The organism is Collinsella sp. An268, assembly GCF_002159765.1.
Taxonomy (GTDB): Bacteria; Actinomycetota; Coriobacteriia; order Coriobacteriales; family Coriobacteriaceae; genus Coprousia.
The window spans coordinates 120,175-140,969 of the sequence record NZ_NFJH01000001.1 but is presented as its reverse complement, the minus strand read 5'-3'; the positions used below and the strand labels follow the sequence as shown (position 1 = coordinate 140,969).

19 protein-coding genes are annotated in these 20,795 nt (G+C 65.0%); 1 reads left to right on the top strand and 18 read right to left on the bottom strand.

Annotated elements, in window-relative coordinates; all coding sequences use genetic code 11:
• Positions 1-2: 2 nt before the first annotated feature.
• From B5F70_RS00635 to B5F70_RS00580, 12 genes are all read right to left on the bottom strand, one after another.
• A complete protein-coding gene (locus tag B5F70_RS00635) occupies positions 3-635 on the bottom strand; it encodes a cyclodeaminase/cyclohydrolase family protein (protein ID WP_087203631.1) in 633 nt (210 codons plus the stop codon).
• 54 nt (positions 636-689) lie between these two features.
• The gene (locus B5F70_RS00630; protein WP_087203630.1) at positions 690-2,363 is read right to left on the bottom strand and encodes a formate--tetrahydrofolate ligase; all 1,674 of its coding nucleotides are present in this window, start codon (positions 2,361-2,363) and stop codon (positions 690-692) included.
• A gap of 312 nt (positions 2,364-2,675) precedes the next feature.
• A complete protein-coding gene (locus B5F70_RS00625) occupies positions 2,676-4,103 on the bottom strand; it encodes a 6-phospho-beta-glucosidase (RefSeq protein WP_087203629.1) in 1,428 nt (475 codons plus the stop codon).
• A gap of 158 nt (positions 4,104-4,261) precedes the next feature.
• Complete coding sequence (locus B5F70_RS00620; RefSeq protein ID WP_087203628.1) at positions 4,262-5,503, bottom strand: hypothetical protein; 1,242 nt, start codon at positions 5,501-5,503, stop codon at positions 4,262-4,264.
• A 167-nt stretch (positions 5,504-5,670) separates the two neighbouring features.
• Positions 5,671-8,385 carry a valine--tRNA ligase gene (locus B5F70_RS00615; protein WP_087203627.1) on the bottom strand — a complete coding sequence of 905 codons (2,715 nt, stop codon included), beginning with the start codon at positions 8,383-8,385 and terminating at the stop codon, positions 5,671-5,673.
• Between the two features lie 162 nt (positions 8,386-8,547).
• Entirely contained in the window at positions 8,548-10,026 is a 1,479-nt protein-coding gene (locus tag B5F70_RS00610; protein ID WP_087203626.1) for an arylsulfatase, read from the bottom strand.
• Between the two features lie 4 nt (positions 10,027-10,030).
• Positions 10,031-10,639, bottom strand: a complete 609-nt coding sequence (locus B5F70_RS00605; RefSeq protein WP_087203625.1) for a hypothetical protein — start codon at positions 10,637-10,639, stop codon at positions 10,031-10,033.
• A gap of 111 nt (positions 10,640-10,750) precedes the next feature.
• Complete coding sequence (locus B5F70_RS00600; protein ID WP_087203624.1) at positions 10,751-12,250, bottom strand: sulfatase-like hydrolase/transferase; 1,500 nt, start codon at positions 12,248-12,250, stop codon at positions 10,751-10,753.
• Positions 12,251-12,393: 143 nt separating this feature from the next.
• Positions 12,394-13,221 carry a PTS system mannose/fructose/sorbose family transporter subunit IID gene (locus B5F70_RS00595; RefSeq protein ID WP_087203623.1) on the bottom strand — a complete coding sequence of 276 codons (828 nt, stop codon included), beginning with the start codon at positions 13,219-13,221 and terminating at the stop codon, positions 12,394-12,396.
• On the bottom strand, positions 13,221-14,030 hold the full coding sequence (locus B5F70_RS00590) for a PTS sugar transporter subunit IIC (protein ID WP_087203622.1): 810 nt from the start codon (positions 14,028-14,030) through the stop codon (positions 13,221-13,223). The genes B5F70_RS00595 and B5F70_RS00590 overlap by 1 nt, the downstream gene beginning before the upstream one ends.
• Positions 14,031-14,118: 88 nt before the next feature.
• Positions 14,119-14,601, bottom strand: coding sequence for a PTS sugar transporter subunit IIB (locus B5F70_RS00585; RefSeq protein WP_087203621.1), 483 nt, complete (start codon positions 14,599-14,601; stop codon positions 14,119-14,121).
• A 33-nt stretch (positions 14,602-14,634) separates the two neighbouring features.
• Entirely contained in the window at positions 14,635-15,066 is a 432-nt protein-coding gene (locus B5F70_RS00580; protein ID WP_087203620.1) for a hypothetical protein, read from the bottom strand.
• Positions 15,067-15,382: 316 nt separating this feature from the next.
• Here B5F70_RS00580 and B5F70_RS00575 point away from each other — a divergent pair, with 316 nt between their 5' ends.
• Positions 15,383-16,141, top strand: coding sequence for a DeoR/GlpR family DNA-binding transcription regulator (locus B5F70_RS00575; protein ID WP_087203619.1), 759 nt, complete (start codon positions 15,383-15,385; stop codon positions 16,139-16,141).
• A 130-nt stretch (positions 16,142-16,271) separates the two neighbouring features.
• On the opposite strand, the gene lacB is transcribed toward B5F70_RS00575, so the two are convergent.
• The 6 genes from lacB to B5F70_RS00550 all read right to left on the bottom strand — a co-directional run bounded on the left by lacB (position 16,272) and on the right by B5F70_RS00550 (position 20,743).
• The gene (gene lacB / locus B5F70_RS00570) at positions 16,272-16,790 is read right to left on the bottom strand and encodes a galactose-6-phosphate isomerase subunit LacB (protein WP_087203618.1); all 519 of its coding nucleotides are present in this window, start codon (positions 16,788-16,790) and stop codon (positions 16,272-16,274) included.
• Positions 16,791-16,841: 51 nt separating this feature from the next.
• Positions 16,842-17,270, bottom strand: a complete 429-nt coding sequence (lacA, locus tag B5F70_RS00565) for a galactose-6-phosphate isomerase subunit LacA (protein ID WP_087203617.1) — start codon at positions 17,268-17,270, stop codon at positions 16,842-16,844.
• A gap of 62 nt (positions 17,271-17,332) precedes the next feature.
• A complete protein-coding gene (locus B5F70_RS00560; protein WP_087203616.1) occupies positions 17,333-18,103 on the bottom strand; it encodes a DeoR/GlpR family DNA-binding transcription regulator in 771 nt (256 codons plus the stop codon).
• 363 nt (positions 18,104-18,466) lie between these two features.
• Positions 18,467-18,598 carry a hypothetical protein gene (locus B5F70_RS10915; RefSeq protein WP_256363437.1) on the bottom strand — a complete coding sequence of 44 codons (132 nt, stop codon included), beginning with the start codon at positions 18,596-18,598 and terminating at the stop codon, positions 18,467-18,469.
• Positions 18,556-19,848 carry a chloride channel protein gene (locus B5F70_RS00555; RefSeq protein ID WP_239463504.1) on the bottom strand — a complete coding sequence of 431 codons (1,293 nt, stop codon included), beginning with the start codon at positions 19,846-19,848 and terminating at the stop codon, positions 18,556-18,558. The genes B5F70_RS10915 and B5F70_RS00555 overlap by 43 nt, the downstream gene beginning before the upstream one ends.
• A 55-nt stretch (positions 19,849-19,903) precedes the next feature.
• Complete coding sequence (locus B5F70_RS00550; RefSeq protein WP_087203615.1) at positions 19,904-20,743, bottom strand: sulfite exporter TauE/SafE family protein; 840 nt, start codon at positions 20,741-20,743, stop codon at positions 19,904-19,906.
• Positions 20,744-20,795 lie beyond the last annotated feature (52 nt).

Sequence of the window (20,795 nt, the reverse complement as noted above, 5' to 3'; positions counted from 1 at the left end):
CCTCACGCCCCTTTGCGTATCGCGTCCGCCACGGCAGCAGCCAGCGCGTCGGCACGCGGTATGTAGGCCGCGAGCAGCCCGTCGGCCTCCGCCTCGAGCGCCTCCGCAACCGGGTCGCCCGCAAGCGACGTGGTGTTGACCAGAACCGTCAGATGCGCCGCGCGCAGGGCGCCGGCGGCGAGTGCCGCGCCGCAGCCCACGTCGGAGCGCATCATACGGCTCCCCTTCTCGCCCATCTCCTCCAGAAGGTCAAGCGACCGGGCGCAGGCGCGCATGATCTCGATGGGCACCGAGCATGCGCCGCGCAGGGCATCCTCGATGCGCGCGGTGCGCGACGGGTCGTCGGCGGGAATCCGATATGCCTGCGCGAGCGGTTCGAAGGCGTGGGCATCGGCCTCTACGAGCGCCACCAGGCGGGCGCGCAGGCCCTCGCCCTCGGCGAGAATGCGCTGCACATCGCTCTCCACCGCGGCGAACCGGGGCTTGCCCGCCGTGAAGTTGCCCGCCATGGAGCAGAGCGCGACCGCGAGCGCGCCCGCGAGCGCCGCCGCGCCGCCCCCGCCGGGAGCGGGCACCTTGGCGGCGAGCGCCCGGGTGAACGCGTCGCAGGAAAGGTCGGTCAGATGTTCCGTCAAAGGTAAGCCTCTCTTGGTTCGCGGGGCGCGCGGCCCCGATGGGGTGCGGGCCCGCTAGAACAGGCCGACGATGGTGCCGTCCTCGAGCACATCGATTTTCTCGGCCGCGGGCGCCTTCGGCAGGCCCGGCATGGTCATGATGTCGCCCGTGAGCGCCACCACAAAGCCCGCGCCGGCCGATACGCGCAGGTTGCGCACCGTGATGCGGAAGTGCTCGGGCGCACCCAGCAGATGCTGGTCGTCGGTGAACGAGTACTGGGTCTTCGCCACGCAGACGGGCAGGTTGCCGAAGCCGTTGTCGTGAAGCTGCTTGAGCTGCTTTCTCGCAGCCGGCGTGAAGTCCACGCCGTCGGCATGATAGACCTTGGTCGCGATTGCGTCGAGCGCCTCCTCGATGCTCGCACCGCTCTCATACGCGTAGCGGAACGTGTGCGGCTCCCCGCACAGGCGCATGACCTCGCGGGCGAGGGCCTCGCCACCCGCGCCGCCTTTCGCCCACACCTCGGACAGCGCGACGTTGACGCCGAGGTCGCGACACTTCTCCTCCACGAGCGCGAGCTCGGATGCGGTGTCCGTGGGGAACGCGTTGATGGCGACGACCACGGGCAGGCCGTAGACGTTCTGGATGTTCGATACGTGGCGCAGCAGATTGGGCAGCCCCGCCTCGAGCGCGGTGAGGTTCTCGGTCGTGAGGTCGGCCTTGGCCACGCCGCCGTTGTACTTGAGCGCGCGCACCGTGGCGACGACCACCACGGCATCGGGGTCGAGCCCCGCCATGCGGCACTTGATGTCGAGGAACTTCTCGGCCCCGAGATCCGCCCCGAAGCCCGCCTCGGTCACCACGTAGTCGCCGAGCTTGAGCGCGGTGTCGGTCGCCTGCACGGAGTTGCAGCCGTGGGCGATGTTGGCAAAGGGCCCGCCGTGCACGAAGGCGGGGGTGTGCTCGAGCGTCTGGACGAGGTTGGGCTTGATGGCGTCCTTGAGCAGCGCCGCCATGGCGCCCGCCGCGTTGAGGTCGGCCGCCGTGACGGGCTTGCCGGCGTAGGTGTAGGCGACGACCATGCGGCCCAAGCGCTGCTTCAGGTCCACGAGGTCCGAGGCCAGGCAGAACGCCGCCATGACCTCGGATGCGACGGTGATGTCGAACCCGTCCTCGCGGGGGACCCCCTGCATGCGGCCGCCCAGGCCATCCACGATGTGGCGGAGCTGGCGGTCGTTCATGTCGACGGCGCGCTTCCACACGATCTGCTTGGGGTCGATCCCAAGGGCGTTGCCCTGCTGGATATGGTTGTCGAGCATCGCCGCGAGCAGGTTGTTGGCAGCGCCGATCGCATGGAAGTCGCCCGTGAAATGCAGGTTGATGTCCTCCATGGGGACGACCTGCGCGTACCCGCCGCCCGCGGCGCCGCCCTTGATGCCGAAGACCGGGCCGAGCGAGGGCTCGCGGAGCGCGAGCACCGCCTTCTTGCCGAGGCGGTTGAGGGCGTCGGCGAGACCGACCGAGGTGGTCGTCTTGCCCTCGCCCGCCGGCGTGGGGTTGATGGCGGTCACGAGCACGAGCTTGGCGCGGCGCGGCAGGTCCTTGAGCGCGTGGATGTCGACCTTCGCCTTGTACTTCCCGTAGTGGTCGAGCTGGTCCTCGGTGAGGCCGACCTTCGCGGCGACCTCAGAGATGGGCAGCATCTCCGCCGCCTGCGCGATCTCGATATCCGACTTGTACTCCGCCATAGACGCGACCCCTCTCATGCGCACGGACAATGTCCTTCCACTATAGACGTTCCGCCGGAGCTTGAGGAGAGAAACGCCGTCACTACTCGTCCCCAGTACGCGCACGACCACGTCGGTATCCGTACGTTTCTGACGATGAGCACAACAAATCCGTACGTTTCTGACGCTAAGGGGCTCCCAAACGTCAGAAGTGTACGGATTCGTCAACGACGGGCGCCACATACGAAAACGGGGTCGTTTTGCGCCATTCCCCCAGAATGCACAAAACGACCCCGTCCCCAAATGCGACAACGGTACGGCCGCCCGGATCCGTTACGCTAAATCTTCGCCATTGGTGGCGATGACCTTCTTGTACCAGTCGAAGCTCTTCTTCTTGGAGCGCGCGAGCGTGCCCGCGCCGGCGTCGTCGCGGTCGACGTAGATGAAGCCGTAGCGCTTGGACATCTCGCCCGTGGAGGCGGAGACCAGATCGATCGGGCCCCACGTGGTGTAGCCGAGCATCTCCACGCCGTCCTCGGTGATGGCGTCACGCATCGCCTCGATGTGCTGGCGCAGGTAGTCGATACGGTAGTCATCGTCGACGCTACCGTCCGGGTTGACCTCGTCCTTGGCGCCGAGGCCGTTCTCCACCACGAAGAGCGGCTTCTGGTAACGGTCCCACAGGTCGTTGATGGTGATGCGGAAGCCGAGCGGGTCGATCGCCCAGCCCCACTCGCTCACCTTGAGGTAAGGGTTCTTGGCGCCCTTGAAGGCGTTGCCCTCGGTCTCTTCAGCGTCGCTCCCCTCGCCCGCGACACAGCGGGTGGAGTAGTAGGAGAACGAGATGAAGTCGACGGTGTTCTCCGCAAGAATCTGCTTATCCTCGTCAGTCATGCCGATGTCGATGCCCTTGCGCGCGAGCTGCTTGAGTGCGTAGGCGGGATAGTAGCCGCGGCTCTGAACGTCCACGAAGAAGTAGTTCTCCTGGTTGGCGAGCTGGGCAGCGCGCACGTCCTCGGGGTTGCAGCTGTAGGGATAGTACGTACCGGCGGCGAGCATGCAGCCGACCTTCATCTCGGGATCGACCTCGTGCGCGATCTTGGTCGCCCAGGCGCTCGCCACGAGCTCGTTGTGCGCGGCGAGGTACTCGACGGCCTCGCGGTCCTCGCCCTCCTCGAAGACGAGGCCCGCACCCATGAACGGCAGGTGCAAGATCATGTTGATCTCGTTGAAGGTGAGCCAGTACTTCACGAGCCCCTTATAGCGGGTGAAGAGCACGCGGACGAGCTTCTTGTAGAAGTCGATGAGCTTGCGGTTGCGCCAGCCGCCGTACTCCTTGATGAGGTGAATCGGGCAGTCGAAGTGCGTGATGGTGACGAGCGGCTCGATGCCGTGCTTCTGGCACTCGCGGAACAGGTCCTCGTAGAAGGCGAGGCCCTCCTCGTTGGGCTCGTCCTCGTCGCCCTTGGGGAAAATGCGCGTCCAGCCGATGGAGAGACGGTAGGTCTTGAAGCCCATCTCGGCGAAGAGGGCGATGTCCTCCTTGTAGCGGTGGTACATGTCGATGCCGACCTGAGCGGGATAGTAGTAGCCGTCCTCGAAGTCGAGCATCTTGCGCAAACCCGCCATCACCGGGCCGCGGTCCGCGCCGTGCGGGATCACATCGACGTTGGCAAGGCCGCGCCCGCCCTCGTTGTAGCCGCCCTCGCACTGGTTGGCAGCGGTCGCGCCGCCCCACAGGAACCCTTCGGGAAATGCCATGGAATACCTCCTCGAACAACGTGTGCGACACCATTGCCGCACACGCGTATTGTCTCATGAATCAGCGTGTCCGCACGCGAGAAGCGCCGCGAGCTGTTGCTCGGTGCCAACGAGTCGACCGCTCCATGCGACATATTATCGAACAGGAGGGTGCCCGTTTAGCCCGCGGTGACCAGCGCGAGCGCGCGGTCGCTGTCAGAGGCGTCCCCCGCCTCCATGCGCGCGACGACTTCGTCCGTATCCTCCCAATGGCGACGGCCAAACGGATCGTGCGCCTCGAGCCAGACCTCCTCGCTCGCGCGCAGGTTGGCCGTATGCTCCACCTCATGCGGCAGCGCCGCCAGATAGGCGCGCATCCATGCATCGAGGAGCATCCATTCGCGCTGCTGCGCAGTCGCATAGGCCTCGGCAAAGGGGAGCTCGAGGAGCGCGCCCGCCTCATAGGTGCCGTCACGCCGGGTGAGGTCGCGATCAAGAAGCGCGAGCATGCGCCCCTCGACATCCTCCAGATGCGAGGCGATGCTCGCCTGCGGCTCATCGAAGGGACGCACGAGCTCCGCGCGCCGCGCCTCCGCCTCGTCGCCCCGCGCCTTGCCCTCGTCTGCCCTCAGCGCCACGCGCGCATCGAGGTCGGTGAGCGAACGCTCCAGATGCTCGCGCTCGCCGCGCGTCCAGAGCCGCTCGCGCGCGAGCGCCGCCCCACGCGACGGAAGACCGCTCGCCAGCAGCAGGGCGACCAAGCCGATAACGACGGCGAGCGCTATGCGCGCCTCAAGCGCGAGGTCGAGATACGGCAGCCCGAGTACCAGCGCGACCAGCACCGCGCCCAGCGCGAAGCTCGCACCAATCCGCACCCGCGGGTCGATCGACGCGCGCGCGCCGGCGAGCCGGGAGCCCTCCGCCGCGCGGTACCCCTCATCCAAGTGCTCCAGACGATGCGCAAGCTCGGCGCGAGCCGCAGCATCCTCTGCATTGGATGCACGGTACGCTTCCACGGCACGGCAGGCCTCCTGATACGCCGCATCGGCCGCGAGCGCAGCCTCGATCTTAGCGTCCAGCTCCGCGCGGGCGGCAAGCAGCGCGCCGCGCTCGTCGACGAGTGGCTTGAGCAAGGCGTACTCCCGCCAGGCGTCATCCTCGAACCACCAGCCCCACGCGGCATCCCCCGCCTGCGTGATGGGCGGCTGCGCCGTCAGCGCGGCAGCAAGCACGTCTTCGTGCGCAGCGGCGCAGAGGCGGAGGTTCTCCGGGGCGTCGAATAAATCGCGCACGCGCTCTGCAACGGTGAGAGATGAGATATCGAGGGGAACGCGGGCGCAGAGGTCAGCCAGGCGCCGCTCCTCGTCGCGGTAGGCATGCCAATGCTGCTGGAACTCGCGCATGTCATCCAAGTTGGCCATGATAACCCCCAGCGCGCGGCGTCTCGTGTGTCGTGTCGTTTGCTCGGCCGCCCCCTTATGGTACCTCGAGCGCGGCCGTGCGCGGCAAATCAACGAAAAAGAACCCGCCGGGCGCCCCCGACGGGTTCTCTCGTTGGCGTTGCGGCCACGGTGCGCGGCAGCGCCCCTTACGCAAAGTCGGCGAGCTGCGCCCCGAGCGCCGCAATCTCGGCCTCGAGCTCCTCGGCGCGCTCGCGCTTCTTGGCGACGACCTCGGGGGCCGCCTTGGCCACGAAGCCCTCGTTGGCAAGGGTCTTCCGAGCGCCGGCGAGCTCCTTCTCCGCCTTGGCGATGGCCTTCTCGACGCGCGCCTTCTCGGCTGCAAAGTCGACGAGATCGCCCACCACGATATACGCGTCGAAGTCGGGGCCCGCAAGGGCGACGGAGCCCTCCGGCTTCTCGGCGTCGAGCGCGACCTCGACCGCCGCCGCGTTGGCGAGGCTCGCCGCAAACGCCGCCATGGGCGCCATGGCGTCGACCGTCTCGGCCGCGTGCGCGCGCACCACGACGCGCAGCTGCTCCTTGGGGCTCAGGCGGTAGCGGGCACGCGTCGAGCGGACATCGGTCACGACGGCGCGGGTGAGCTCGAACGCGCGCTCAGCCGGCTCGTCGATCCAATGCGCATATGCATCGGGCTCCGGCCAAGCGGCGACCATCAGGGCGTCGGCGCGGCAGCTCTCCCCCGCCTCGTCGAGGTCGAGAACGGAGACCGGCATCTGGTCCCAGATGGCCTCGGTCACAAACGGCATGAAGGGGTGCATGAGGCGCAGGCTCGTGTCGAGCACGTAGATGAGGTTGCGCTGCGCCTGCAGGCGTGAGCCCTCGTCCTTCAGGCGGGCCTTCGTGACCTCGACGTACCAGTCGCAGACCTCGTTCCAGAAGAACGCCTGCACGCCGCGGACCGTCTCGCCGAAGGCATAGGACTCGATGCCGTCCGTCACGGCGCGCACCTGCTTGGCCAGGCGGCTGAGCATCCAGGCGTCGGCCGCGGTCTCGGCCACCGGCGCGCCGGGTGTGTAGCCCTCCATGTTCATGAGGAGGAAACGGCTCGCGTTCCAGATCTTGGTGACGAAGGCCTTGGCCTGCTCGGTGCGAGGGCTGCCGATAAACTCATGCGTCTTCTTATCGATGTCGGCATCGAACTTGACGTCCTGGTTGTTGGTGAAGAGCGACAGCAGGTTGAAGCGCATGGCGTCGGCGCCGTATTTGGCGATGAGGTCCATGGGGTCCACGCCATTGCCCTTGGACTTGGACATGCGGCTGCCGTCCTTGGCAAGGATCGTCGGGTAGATGACGACGTCGCGGAACGGCTCCTCGCCGAGGAAGTACTCGGAGCTCATGATCATGCGCGCGACCCAGAGCGCGATGATGTCGCGCGCGGTGACGAGCGCCGTGGTGGGATGGTGCCCCTCGAGCGCCGCGGGGTCCTGCGGCCAGCCTTGCGTGGCGAAGGTCCACAGCTGGGAGCTGAACCAGGTGTCGAGCACGTTCTCGTCCTGGTGCACGTGGCGGCCGCCGCACTTGGGGCAGACCCCCGTGTCCTCCATGAGGGCGTCCTCCCAGCCGCAGTCCTCACAGTAGAAGACCGGGATGCGGTGGCCCCACCACAGCTGGCGCGAGATGCACCAATCTTTGAGGTTCTCCATCCAGGTGAGATACGACTGCTTCCAGCGCTCGGCGTTGAAGCGCACGCGCCCGGACTCCACCGCCTCGATCGCGGGGCCCTTGAGGCGGTCGACGGCGACGAACCACTGCTCGGAGAGCCAGGGCTCGAGGGTGGTGTCGCAGCGGTAGCAGTGCATGACGGAGTGCTCGTGGTCCTCGATGTGGTCGAGCAGGCCGTGCTCGTCGAACCAGGCGACGACGGCCTCGCGGCACTCGTCGCGCGTCATGCCGGAGAACTCTCCGTAGCCGTCGACCACGACCGCGTGCTCGTCGAAGATGTTGATCTGCGGCAGGTCGTGGGCCTGTCCCATGGCGTAGTCGTTGGGGTCGTGCGCCGGGGTGACCTTGACGAAACCGGACCCGAAGCCGGCGTCGACATGCCAGTCCTCGAAGATGGGGATCTCGCGGTCCACGATGGGAAGCATCACGGTCTTACCCACGAAGGCGGCCTTCTCGGGGTCCTTGGGGCTCACGGCGACGCCGGTGTCGCCCAGCATGGTCTCGGGGCGGGTGGTGGCCACGACGATGTAGTCCTGGCCGTTGACCGGCTCGGTCAGCGGGTAGCGCAGGTGCCAGAGATGGCCCGGCTCATCCTTGTACTCCGCCTCGTCGTCGGAGATGGCGGTGGTGCAGCTGGGGCACCAGTTGACGATGCGCTTGCCGCGGTAGATGAGCCCGTCGTGGTACCAGTCGCAGAAAACGCGACGGACGGCCTCGGCGTACTCGTCGTCCATGGTGAAGCGCTCGTCGTCGAAATCGACCGAGCAGCCCATGCGGCGAATCTGGCTCTGGATGATGCCGCCGTACTCGTGCGTCCAGTCCCAGCAAGCGTCGATGAAGGCCTCGCGCCCCATCTCGAGGCGGTTCTTGCCCTCCTCCTTGAGCTTCTTGTCCACCTTGGTCTGCGTGGCGATTCCCGCATGGTCGGTACCGATGATCCAGCGCGTGGACTTGCCCGCCATGCGCGCCTGGCGCACGATGGCGTCCTGGATGGAGTCATCGAGGGCATGGCCCATGTGGAGCTTGCCCGTGACGTTGGGCGGCGGGATGGTGACGGTGCAGTCGCCCACGCCGGGGCGCTTCTCCGCGGTGCGCTGATAGTAACCGCCACCGATCCACTGATCGAGGATCTTGGGCTCGGTGACAGCCGGATCATAGGTCTTGGGCATCTCTTCCATGGGGCATCTCTTCCCACTCGAACGGCGTAATCGCAGGGTCAGGGACCTGCGTATCGAATCGTAGAACAGGACAAGAGGATAGCACAACCATACGGGAGCAAAAGCCGCCTTCAAAGCGGCCGGGCCCGCCGCTGCGGGCTACGCGCGGGCCCGCCCGGGCGTCTAGCCCAGATAGGGTGAGACCGGTCTTCCCGCCACGAGCGAGCCGGACTCGACGAAGCCCTCCCGCCGGCCGGCGAGTTCCTCTGCGAGCAGGGAGCGCAGGAGGGCGATGCGCTCCGCGCAAGCGGGGTCGCGAATCAAGTCATGCTCCTCGCGCGGGTCCTCGTCGAGCCTGAAGTACTGCTCGCGGCCGCTCTGCGAGAACCAGATGTACTTGTCGTTCCTGGTCACGATGTAGTGGTTCGACTGCTCCCGGTCGCGCGCGTGCTCGCCGTGCAGATAGGGGCGCTCGACCGCGCCCGTACCCAGCGCCGCCGCAGCGAGCGAGACGCCATCGACGGTGCCCGGCACCGGCGCACCAGCGAAATCGAGCAGCGTCGGCATGATGTCCCTCAGTTCGACCACACCGCGCACCCGGCGCCCGCCGGCGGGGACTGCCTCGGCGCCGCGACCGGCCATCACGCGCTTGCCGGCCCGCACGATGAGCGGGATGTGGGCGCTCCCCTCATACGGGAGCACCTTGCGGAACAGGGAGTGGTCGAAGAGCATCTCGCCGTGGTCCGAGGTGAACACGACGACGGTGTCGGCATAGGTCCCGTCGTTCTCCAGCGCGGTGACGAGACGACCGATCTGATGGTCGACATGCGTGATGCAGGCGTAGTAGCCCGCCATGGCCTGACGTCGGAGCTCGGCGTCGCGGCAGCCGTGAACGCTGTCGAGCACCATGCCGTCGCGTTCCGTGGCGGCGGTGTCGTCCCAGTCGCCGCACGCGGGGGCGCGGAGGTCGCGGTCATAGTACCCGTCGAAATAGGACTGCGGGGCATCGAAGGGCGGATGGGGGCGGACGAAGCTCGCGGTCAGGAAGAACGGCCGCGTGCGGTCGCGCGTCTCCAAAAACCGGATCGACTCGTCGACCACCCAGTTGGTGGGATGGTAGCGCTCCTCGTAGATCCAGGGGTGGGCGATCCACGAGTTGTTCTCCACACCGGAGCCGTTCACATCGAAGGAGGCCCCCAGGCGGTCGCGCATATCCCGCATGTAATCGTCCGACACGGCCTGGTTCTGCCAATACGGGGTGTCCGCATGGCGGTAATGGCCGATGTAGCCGTCGTGCAGCTTGAGCGTCTGGAACCCGCATGCGAGGCGGGGCGGGTGCACGTGCATCTTCCCCACGCAGGCCGTCTGGTAGCCGGCGTTGCCGAGCTCCTCGGCGAGGTAGTGGTCGTAGCGCCAGTCGATACCGTCCTGATACCCCACGCGCCCGTGGTGCTCCTGGGAGCGACCGGTGAGCAGGGCGGCGCGGGCCGGGATGCAGCTCGGGCAGGCGGAGTAGGCGTTCTCGAACAGGGCGCCCTCGGCGGCGAGGGTATCGAGGTAGGGCGTCTTCACGTCCGGATGCCCCGCGGCGCCCAGGCAGTCACCGCGCAGCTGGTCGCAGACGATCAGGACGATATTGGGCCGAACCGTTTCCCGGGACATCTTGTCACCCCTCCGTGGGCATCGCCATATGGCGGCCCGAGCTCTTAAGGTAGCGCTCGCTTGTCGCGGCATCCCCCTTGTTCTCATATTGAACGGCAAGCAGGAGCTCGAGGAGCCCGCGGTCGACGCCGGAGAGCCCGGGCAGGCGGGCCTCCATCTCGTCGATATAGGACCATCCGTGGCGAATGTAGATATCGAACATCATCCGGGCGTTCTCGACGGCCTCGGCATCGTCCCATCCCTCGATCTCGTGAAGAAGGTCCTCGGCACCCCGCGCGTTACCGCGCTCCAAGTAGTAGTTGAAGGCCTTGCCCACGATCTCGCGCCGCTGCGCCGCGCTCTGCCGCATGCCGAGCAACCGGGCGGCGACCCGGTCCGCATGGGTGTAGTCGTCGAGCGCAAGATAACCGTTGAACTGCATGAACAGGCGGTTCCACAGCGGGAAGATCAGCTTCACGATCGGCTTGTCGAGCGTTGCCAGGTACTCGTGCACGCTCCCCTGCTCCAACAGCTGGGAGAGCTGGCCCACGTACAGCCGCTTGGCGACCTCGGTAAGCACAAGAAAGGCGGTGGCGGCGATCAGGATGGTCACGCCAACGGTCCAGAGATCCATCTGCATTCTCCTCAATGGTCGCGCCCTCAGGTACGCGAGGACGGCAGGCGGCGGGGCTGCCCCCCGGCGCCTGCCGCAACGCGGTCGATCGTCTGTCGACGGAGTAGAGGGCTACTCCAGTCCCAGGCGGGCGAACTGCTCCTCGGGCGCCTCATGCTCGCGCAGGCCGCGACGCAGCAGGTCGACCATGCGCTGCTCGGCATCCGCATCCTCACCCACCAGGTTGCGCTTCTGGCCGTAATCCTCGGCAAGGTCGAAGAGCATGGAGTCATGGACCTCTTCCAGGCAGTCCTCGCGCTGGTCGATGTTGGCGGGCTTGCGGCACGGGATCTTGAAGACCGGATAGGACGTCCGCGGCAGGAACCTGCCGCACTCGATCTCCTCCGGGCACTCCGTCCCCATCTTGTGGCGGATGGTGTGCGGGATGGCCGCGTACTCGAAGCAGGGCTGGTTGTCGGGAACCGGCGCGCGGAAATACGTGTAGCGCCCATCGGTCACGTTGACGGTCATGGCGTGCACGCCGTACAGGGCGTAATCGCGCGTGGGCGCGTCGGGGTCGGTGGCGAGCGGCATCAGCGAGGTGCCGAGGACCTCGTCGGGCACCGGGCAGCCGTTCGCCTCGAGGACGGTGGGCATGATGTCGATCGCCTGGGTGAGCTGGCCGGCGTGCTCGCCCGACCGGGCGCCGCCCGGGAAGTGGACGATGAGCGGCAGGTGCGCGAGCTCGTTGTAGAGATGCATGTAATTCTTGCCCAAAAAGTCGCGCTCGCCCAGGAAGTATCCGTGATCGGTGGTCACGACGACCATCGTATCGTCGAAGATGCCGCGCTCCTTGAGCTTGTCGATCAGCGTGCCGAACCAATGGTCCGTGCAGGTCACCAGGGCCTTGTAGCGGCGCTGGACGTAATCGACGGCGCTGTCGGGGATGTCGGTGTCAGAGACCCGCTTGTAGGGCGGGATCTCGAAGTAGTCGCGATCGAGCCCCTCGGAGCCCCCGTACTCCTCCATGTAGCGATCGGGCACGTCGAACGGCTCATGCGGGTCGAAGGCCTCGACCATGAGGAAGAAGTTGTCGTCATGGGCGTTCTCGTCCACGAAGTCGCATGCCGCCCGGAACGTGCGCGGTGAGGGCATGTCCTCCTCGCGGGGCCACTTCTGACGATTCTTCTGATACTGCTCGCGGACGCGCCCGTAGAATGTCTCGGGCATGTTGTCGGGCTCGTCGATACGGCTGACCCAGGGGTCGCCCTCCTGGCCTCGGAAGAGCTCCCAGGTGTTGAAGAGCTGGAGGTACCCCTCCCCGCCCGTGCGGGCGTAATGACAGTGGTCGGTCGCGATGTGCGTGTAGACGCCACGCGCCCGCAGGCATTCGACCATCGTGACATCGAAGGGCTCGATGGGTCCCCAGGGTCGCTCGAGGAAGTTGTACCTCCCGCACATGATGTCGCGGCGCGCGGGCATGCAGGGCGCGGAACCGATCCAATGGTTGTCGAAGGTCAGGGACTCGCGGGCGAACGCATCGAGGTTGGGCGTGCGGGCCGCGCCGTCCGGGTTGTAGCAGCCGAGCATATCCCTGCGCAGGGTGTCCATCAAGACAAGAATCGTCCTCATCGTGCCACCTTTCCATACCTGTTGGGTATATAGCTCATGTTTTCCGGCGTGCGAGGGATCGCGATGAATCCCGCCCACGTAGGAAAGCACGGGGGTCCGGACCCGCCATGCGGCATCTGACGGGTCCGGGCAGGGTTTCACGATCACGCGAAGATGCTCACTCCGGTGTAGTACCCGATGGCAGCGAACACGAGCGCGAACACGATCAGGCCGATGATGACCTGAGCGGTGTTCTTGCCGTTGCCCTTCTTGATGAGGTGGTAGCACACCAGGGTGAGAAGGACGGGCAGGATGTAGGGCATGACCGAGTCGAGCTGGTTCTGGATGACCAGCGGGTCGCCCTCGGAGAAGGCGAACTCGAGACCGGTCTTCAGCTTGACCGTCTGGGGGATTAGGCAGCCGACGACGATGATGCCCAGCACGTTCGCGAGGTTGCCGAGGCGCTCGATGAGGGCGACGCCGCCCTTCTCGATGAGCTCCATACCCTTGCTGTAGCCCATGTGGATGCCGAAGTACTTCAGCGGCCAGTAGAGCAGGTTGATGAGCAGGAACATCACGAGCGGGCCGATCAGCGAGCCGTTGTCGACGCACAGGGAGGCGCCGATGGAGCCGGCGATCGGGTACCATGTGAGATTGAGCATGGAGTCGCCCAAGCCGGCGAAGGGGCCCATGAGCGAGGTCTTGATGCCGGTGACGGCATCCTTGTGGTCCTCGTCGGTGCTCTCCTCGAGAGCGGCGCAGATACCCAGGATGAAGGGGATCGCGAGCGGGTGCGTGTTGAAGTACTCAAGGTAACGCTGACCGGCGGTAACGCGCTCCTCCTTGGGAGCGTCCTTGTAGAGCTCCTCGAGCACCGGCGAGAAGCAATAGGTGAGCGAGAGCGACTGCATACGCTCGTAGTTATGCGCGAACTGACAACCCTGGGTGCGCAGAAGTACCTTGTTCAGGGCGTGCTTGCTAACGTGAGCCATTACAGATCATGCTCCTCTCCATCATCGTCCCCAGCGGTGGCGACGGCCGGAGCGGCGCTCTGATTCTTCTGGCCCTCGAGCACGAAGTCATAGAAGCCGGCGACGGCGGCGGCGGCGATCGCGCAACCGAGGGTGGGGATGCCAACATAGGCGTTGAGCACGAAACCGATGAGCAGGAACATCCACATGTTCTTCTTCATCATCATGGTGAGCAGCATGGCGAGGCCCACGGCGGGCATCATGCCGCCGGCAAGGCTGAAGCCGGTGAGCACCCAGGGCACATCGTTCTGCAGGAAGGCCATGATGTTCTCGATGACGTACGAACCGATACCGGTGGCGATGAACACCGGCACGGCGCGGGTCAGGAAGAAGCAGATGGCGCCGCTCCAGAAGTACTTGTTGACGCTCTTGAACTCGCCGGACTGGATAGCCTTGTCGGCACCGTGCAGGAACGTGGCGTTGGTGGTCATGATCAGGATGTTGAGCTGCTGGACCAGCGTCGCGGTCGGAACACCGATGGCGACGGCGAGTGCCGTGGCCTCGGAGACGCTGCCGCCGGACATGATGCCGAGCGAGGCGCCCACGATGGTGCCGGAGATGACATCGGGCGGAACATAGGCGCCGATGTTGTTGACGCCGAGCCACATGAGCTCCATGGTCGCACCGATGATGATGGCCGTGGTCATATCGCCCAAGATGATGCCAACGCCGACCGAAGCGAGCAGGGGCTTGCGGAACCCGAGGTGCGGGCCCACCTGGTCCCACTCACACAGGCCTGCCCAGATGGCGAGGAGCAGTGCTTGAACCATACCGTATCCTCCTTTGCAAGTATGGATATCTCAGCGGTCCTGAAGGCGGACCGCAGTGCCGCCGAAAAGAAATGAGGGAACTTCTCGCTTATCCCTTGAAGTTCTTCAGAAGCTCGGGGACGCGCTCCTTGCTGTCGCGCGTCGTCGTCTGCATCCAGCATTCGACACCCAGGCTCTCGAGCTCCTCAAAGGCACGCTTCTCGTCCGCGGTGATCGACATGTTCTTGTGAATGCGCTGGCGCTGATCGTTGAAGCGCATGCCGGAGACGTTGAGGTAGTTGAAATCGAGCCCGTTCTTCTTCATCTTGAGGGCGTCGATCGGGTTGCCGAACAAGACCAGCGTCACCTTTTTGAGCGTGGTCTTCTTGAGCACCTCGATGAACTTGTCCACCGTGAAGACCGAGACCTTGATGCCCGGAACGGCGAGACCGGCGATGGAGCGCTGAACGGGATCGTTCGCGCAGGCATCGTTGACGATGATGACCGACTCGATGCCGTAATCCGGAATCCAGGTCGTGGCGACCTGTCCATGGATCAGGCGGTCGTCGATGTCTACGAGTTTGAGTGGCATGGTATCCCCTTTCTACGTGGTATGCCAACGACCCTACAGGTCGAGATCGTCCTCTTCGCTCTCCTCTGCGAACTGGACCTTTACCTCCTGAATCGAGGTCGAGGCGGTCTCGGCGACGTGCGCGCGGACCTCGTCGGGGGTCAGGTCGCCCGAGAAGAGCAAATCGATGAGAATCGGAAGGTTCACACCGGTGAACGCGATGAGCTCCTTGCCGGACAGCAGGGTGCGGGACGTGACGTTGAACGGTGAGCCGCCGTAGATATCGCACAGAACGACGATGAAGTCGCAGGACTGCCGGAGCGTATCATACGAAGCGTTGAACTGGGCCTCGAACTGCTCGACCGAGGTGTCCTCGGTGAGCGAGAGGGCCTTGACACGATCCTGCTTTCCAGCGAGCATCTCCGCGCCCTCGAGCAACGCCTCGCCGATGTGTGCGTGGGTTGCAAGAATGATTCCGAACGACATCGCTTTCCTCCCATGTGACGTCTCTGACAGAACCTGATGCCGATAACTTGTAAGTAACCTAGAATATGTTTGTTTTTGTTTCCTCTTGGTGCTTTTCTGATTACAGGAAACGCACAGTCATATCCTACGAAGCTCTAATTAATAACCTTAAATTCATACAGGTTATCGTCGCATCTAATATGTTATCAGCTTCGGGGAAGAAGGATTCTCAACGAATCTAAGATTACCATTCACCCCTGCTAACGTACCGTTTGCGAAATATTTTGTTTTCGTTTGTTCTTTTGTGATACTTTCAAACCAGCAAAGGAGGTAGCAAATGCTCAAAGTACAACGCCAAGAGGAAATCGTCCGCCTCTGCAACGCCACCGGACTCCTCACGGTCGCCGAGGCGGCGGAGCTGCTCGGAGCGTCCCCCATGACGATCCGCCGCGATATGGACGAGCTCGCGAAGAGGGGTTCCATCGCCCGGGTGCACGGCGGAGCGAAGAGCCTGGCACCGATTCCGCAGCTCGTTCACGAGCAGACGCACGACAAGAAATTCGAGCAGCACTTCAACGAGAAGCAGCACATCGCGAAGCTCGCAGCCAGCATCATCGAAAACGGCGACGCGGTGTTCCTGGGCGCGGGGACCACCTGCGAGGCCATCGCCATGAACCTCGAGGGCAAGTCCCTGTCGGTCGTCACCAACAGCCTGAGCGCCTTCAATGCGCTCAAGAACAACCCGTATATCGAGCTCTATCTGCTCGGGGGCCTGTACCGGCCGAAGACGAACGTCTTCTACGGGCACCTCGCCGAGGAGGCACTCGCCTCGATCAGCGTCGACAAGGTCTTCTTCGGCGTGAACGGCATCTGCGCGCCCGACGTCATGGGCCACAACATCGACATTTCGAATCTGCAGCGCCTCGCGCTCGACAAGGGCCGAAAGCGCTACATCGTCGCCGATTCCTCTAAGTTCTTCCGGAAGGACCTCTTCACCTTCTACACCCTCGACCAGATCGACGCCGTCCTCACCGATCCCGGCATCACACCCGAGCAGCGCGCAAGCTGTGAGAAGTACACGAGCGTCATCATGTGAGGCCCCGTGCGCGAAATGGAATCGAAGCAGGACGCACCGCCGGGATTGGATTCCCGACGGCGCGTTCGTCATGCACGAGCGACCGAAGCTGATACCGTCCGACAACCGACCGAACGGGCACGGTGCGCTATCAGTCGTGATACTCCCCGCGATCCCACTTCTCCAGGAACTCGTCGAAGAAGTGCGGGTCGGCCTGGGCGACGGGGTCGGCCTGGTTGACGGCATCGAGCTTTGCCACCAGGGCATCGTGCTCGGGCGTCGGCTCGTACTCGGCCTTGAGGAAGGCGAGCATGATGTCGGCCATCAGGAACTCGCCGGTGATCTTGCCACCGAAGCCGACCACGTTCGCGTTCAGCACGCGGCGGGCGTAAAGGGCGCTCGTCATGTCGCGAACGAGGGCGCAGCGCGCACCGGGGACCTTGTTAACGGAGTTGGTGATGCCGATGCCCGTTCCGCAGAGCACGACGCCCAGGTCGGCCTCGCCCGAGGCGACGAGCTCCCCTACCTTCTTGCCGAAGATGGGATAGTGCGTGCGCGTGTGGGAGTGGGTGCCCACGTCGATAACGGTGTAGCCTGCCTCCTCGAGGCGATCGTGGAGGTAGGTCTTCTCATCGGTGACGATATGATCGCAGCCAAGTGCAATGATCATGGGAAATCCTTTCAGGTGAACCGGGTAGGATCGGAAGCGGCAGGTGCCGGGCTACGCCATCTTGTTGAGCATGTCCACGCGGATCTGGTGGCGGCCCCCCGCGTAATCCGCGGCGAGGAACTCGTCGGCGATGTGCAGCGCGAGCTCCGGCCCCACGATCTGAGAGCCCATGCACACCATGCGCGCGTTGTTGTGCTCGCGGGTCATGTACGCGGACCGCTCATCGGAGATGTTCGCCGCGACCATGCCCTTCACGCGCGTAGCAGCCATGTAGCTGCCCACGCCGTGGGCATCGAAGGCGAATCCCTGCGAGCCCTCATGCTCGAGCAGGTCATGCGCCACGGCGCAGGCGGAGTCCACGAAGTCCGCCGCCGGCTCGGGCGTGAGGTCCACGACCTCATGCCCCTGGGCCGCAACATGCTCGGCAACAAGCTGCTTGAGCTCCATGCCCTCGGCATCTGATGCGATTACCACTCTCATGCTGGTTCCTCTCTTCCTGCGGGAAACCCCGCCTATAGGCCCGTTCGACAGGCCGGGACACCTTATAGCTCGACGCGCGTGTAACGCTCCAGATCCGTCCGGTCCCCGTCTGAGAGGCCGGCGTCGCAGAAGAGCGCGTCGATATTCGCGAGATCGAAGAAACCGCAGAGGTCTCGACGACCGATCTTGCTCGAATCGGCCAATAGGTAGCGCTCGCTCGCCTTCGAGTACACGAGCCGCTGAAAGCGCCCCTCCTCCATGTTGGACGTGAAGATGGAGCCGTCTGCCACGCCGTTGGCGCCGATGAAGGTCTTGCCGATGCCGAGCGACGCCACGGCGTCCTCCGCCATGGGGCCCGCGAAGGCGCTGGTGCGCGCCCGGTAGGTCCCGCCCACCAGACAGAGCTCCTGCGCGCCGCGCGGCTCAAGCTGTAAAAAGAGCGCCAGGCTGTTGGTTACGATGCGCAGGCGCTCAACGGGCAGGTACGGCACCATCTGCTCGACGGTGGTCCCCGCACCCAGGAAGATCGTATCCCCCTCGCTCACCAGCGCCGCCGCCCGGCGGGCGATGTCGCGCTTCTCCCCCTCGTGCAGGCGCGCCTTCTCGACATGCGAGAACTCGCGCTCCACCTGGGTTCCGCCGGGTGCCGGCGGGCGGTACAGGCGCGCGCCGCCGTAGACACGCTCGATGACGCCGCGCTCGGCGAGCTCCTCGAAGTCGCGCCGGACGGTCATCTCCGAGACACCGAGGCGCTCTGCCATATCGCGCACAGACGCCACCGAACCGCTGCCGAGCAGTTCGATGATGCGATCTTGTCGTTCGCTCTTGAGCATCGGGCCCCCTTGCCGGTCGCCGCACGCAGCGCGTCCTTCGGCTTGCGCCCTAGTGTAACAGACTCTAACAAAGTCGAACATGACTTTTACAACCAAGGGAGAATTCACAACCGCTCGATACGGGACGCCCGCCGGTACCGGCTCGCGGCCGTGCCGTCACCGGCGGCGCCGAGCGCAGCGCGCACGAAACAGTCGCGTTGTAGGGCATTTTTCCGGGAGACGACATCTACGGCACGAATAGAGACGGCGTTTCCCCACATGAATGCCTTAGCTTGATGGAGTGTATCGAGTCACGGCCGAAATAGTGCCCTACTTCGCGCCGTTTTTGCGAAAAGGAGCCGCGCGCAAGGCGAAAAAGACGGGCTAGCCCCGCTCGACCTTGCTGTGATGCTCCGCGATGACCTCGTCGACCGTATGGCCGCGGTCCTCGCCGAGCGAGCGCCACTTGGGCGTCACGATGCGTTGCGCCGGATACACGCCGCGATGTCCGGCCACGAGGTACCCCACGAAGGAGACGATGACGTAATAGGGCGCCGCGGCGCCGCGGCGCCGCCGAACAGGTCGACGCCGAGCATGATCGTGGTTATGGGGACGTTCAGGGCCGCACCGAAGACGCCGATCATACCGAGCGCCGCGAGAAACGCGGGGGGCTCGCCCATCACCGTGGCGATCCAACCGCCAAGGGAGGCGCCGATACCGAAGATCGGGGTGACCTCGCCGCCCTGGAAGCCCGCACCGAGCGTAAGGGCCGTCATGATGAGCTTCAGCGCCGCGTCCACCGGGGTGGTCTCACCGCGGAAGCCGGCATCGACGAGCCATGAGGAGAGGCCGCCGTAATCATAGAGGCCGAAGACGACATATACGCCGAGCACCACGAGCGAACCGGCGAGCGCGGCGGCTAGATAGTTGGTGACGTGCGCCGCCCAGAAGCGCTTGACCGCCCGGATACCGCCTGAGAAGAGGCGCGCGGCGATACCGAACACCACGGCGGCGATCACCGCCTGGGCGATGGTCACCGGACCCATCGCGGGCACCGTGCCGATCAGGTGCGCCTCCCTCCCCGCTCCGAGAGCGGTCGCCACCGCATCGCCAACGAACGAGGCGACAAGGCAGTAGGCGCCGGCGCTGTACTGGAGCTTTCCGACGAAGCACATCTCCATGCCGAAGAACGCCCCGGCGAGCGGCGTGCCGAAAACTCCTCCGAAGGCGGCCGATATCCCCGCCATGATCAGGTCCTGATGATCGTACTCGCCGAGCTTGAAACGGCGCGAGACGATATCGGCTATCGTACCGCCGATCTGCACGGCCGTGCCCTCGCGACCGGCAGAGCCACCCGCCAGATGGGTCGCCACCGAGCAGACGAACGTGAAGGGCGCCATGACCGGGGGGATGTCCCTACCCGACACCGCGCAGTCAATCACGAGGTTGTTGCCACGCGCCGCACCCTTCCCGTGGTTACGATAGAGCCACGCCGTGAAGACCGACACCACGGGAAGCAGGGCGAAAGTGACCAGATGCGCCTCTCGAAAGCCGGTGACGGCGTCGAGGGCGGAGAGAAACGCCCACGCCGCGACGCCCATAGCCGCCGACACGATGAACACGAGCGCGAAAAGCCGCAGGCTCTCGCGCATGTTGCGCGCCCCGCGCAGGGTATCCTCCGCAAACACGTGCTCACGCTGCACCAGCATGCCGCCGATCGCGCGCAGCGCATCGCCGCCGCGGCCACTTTCCTTTGTCCCGCCCATCAGAATTCCCCTCCGCGCGCCGCACTCCCGCTGTTTCGAACCGACCGCCTCAACCCTACAGGGCGGTGAAGCGCACAAGATTGTAGGCGCAGATCACCATGATGAGGACGAGGGCGAAGATGTAGAGGCGGTCGACTGCCGAAGAGTCCATATGGCGCAGAAGACGCCTGCCCACCACCGATCCGAGAACGGCCATGGCCGCCATACCGATAAGGACGACCGGAGAGAACGCGGGGACGCTTCCCGTGGCGAGTGTGAAGACGAGGCTGGCGGTCTGGGAGAAGGCGATGATGAAAAGCGATGGCTGCGCCGCCGGTTTGCTCTCCATGCTGAAGAAGAACACCAGGATGGCGAGGTTGAACGGGCCTCCCCCGATACCGAGGAACGACCAGCAGGCCCCGGCGAGAAAACCGATGGAAGCCTGGGCGGCCGCGCGTTCGAGCATGAGCCCGCGTATCCGGCTCTTGTTAAGGGTGTAGATCAGAACCGTCAGCGAGAGCGCGATGAGGATCGCCGCCTGGACGGCGCCGACCAGCTCGGTATCGGGGAGAACGGTCCCCAGCTGGTTGAAGACCGCCTTGCCGAAAACGCCGCCCACGGCGGACCCGACGGCGATGGGAACCATGGATCGGGTGTCGATCTCCGACTGTCGGCTCACCGCGTTCTGGGTGAGCGTCGAGTGCGACATCACGAGAGCCGAGATGCTCGATAGGAAGCTCACCGCGCTCACGCTCATAACCCCCATGGCGTCGACGATAGGCTTGATAATCACCCCTCCGCCGATACCGCAGAGCGGCCCCAGAAGCGATGCGAGGAAGCAAACGATGAACACGGGAATGAACTGCAGCTGTATTTTGCTCGGTACCCCCAGAACCAGAACAGTAAAACGGACCATCCGCTACCCATCATATTAAACAGCAGGTTCCAAGGGGGTGGAAGAACCGTTT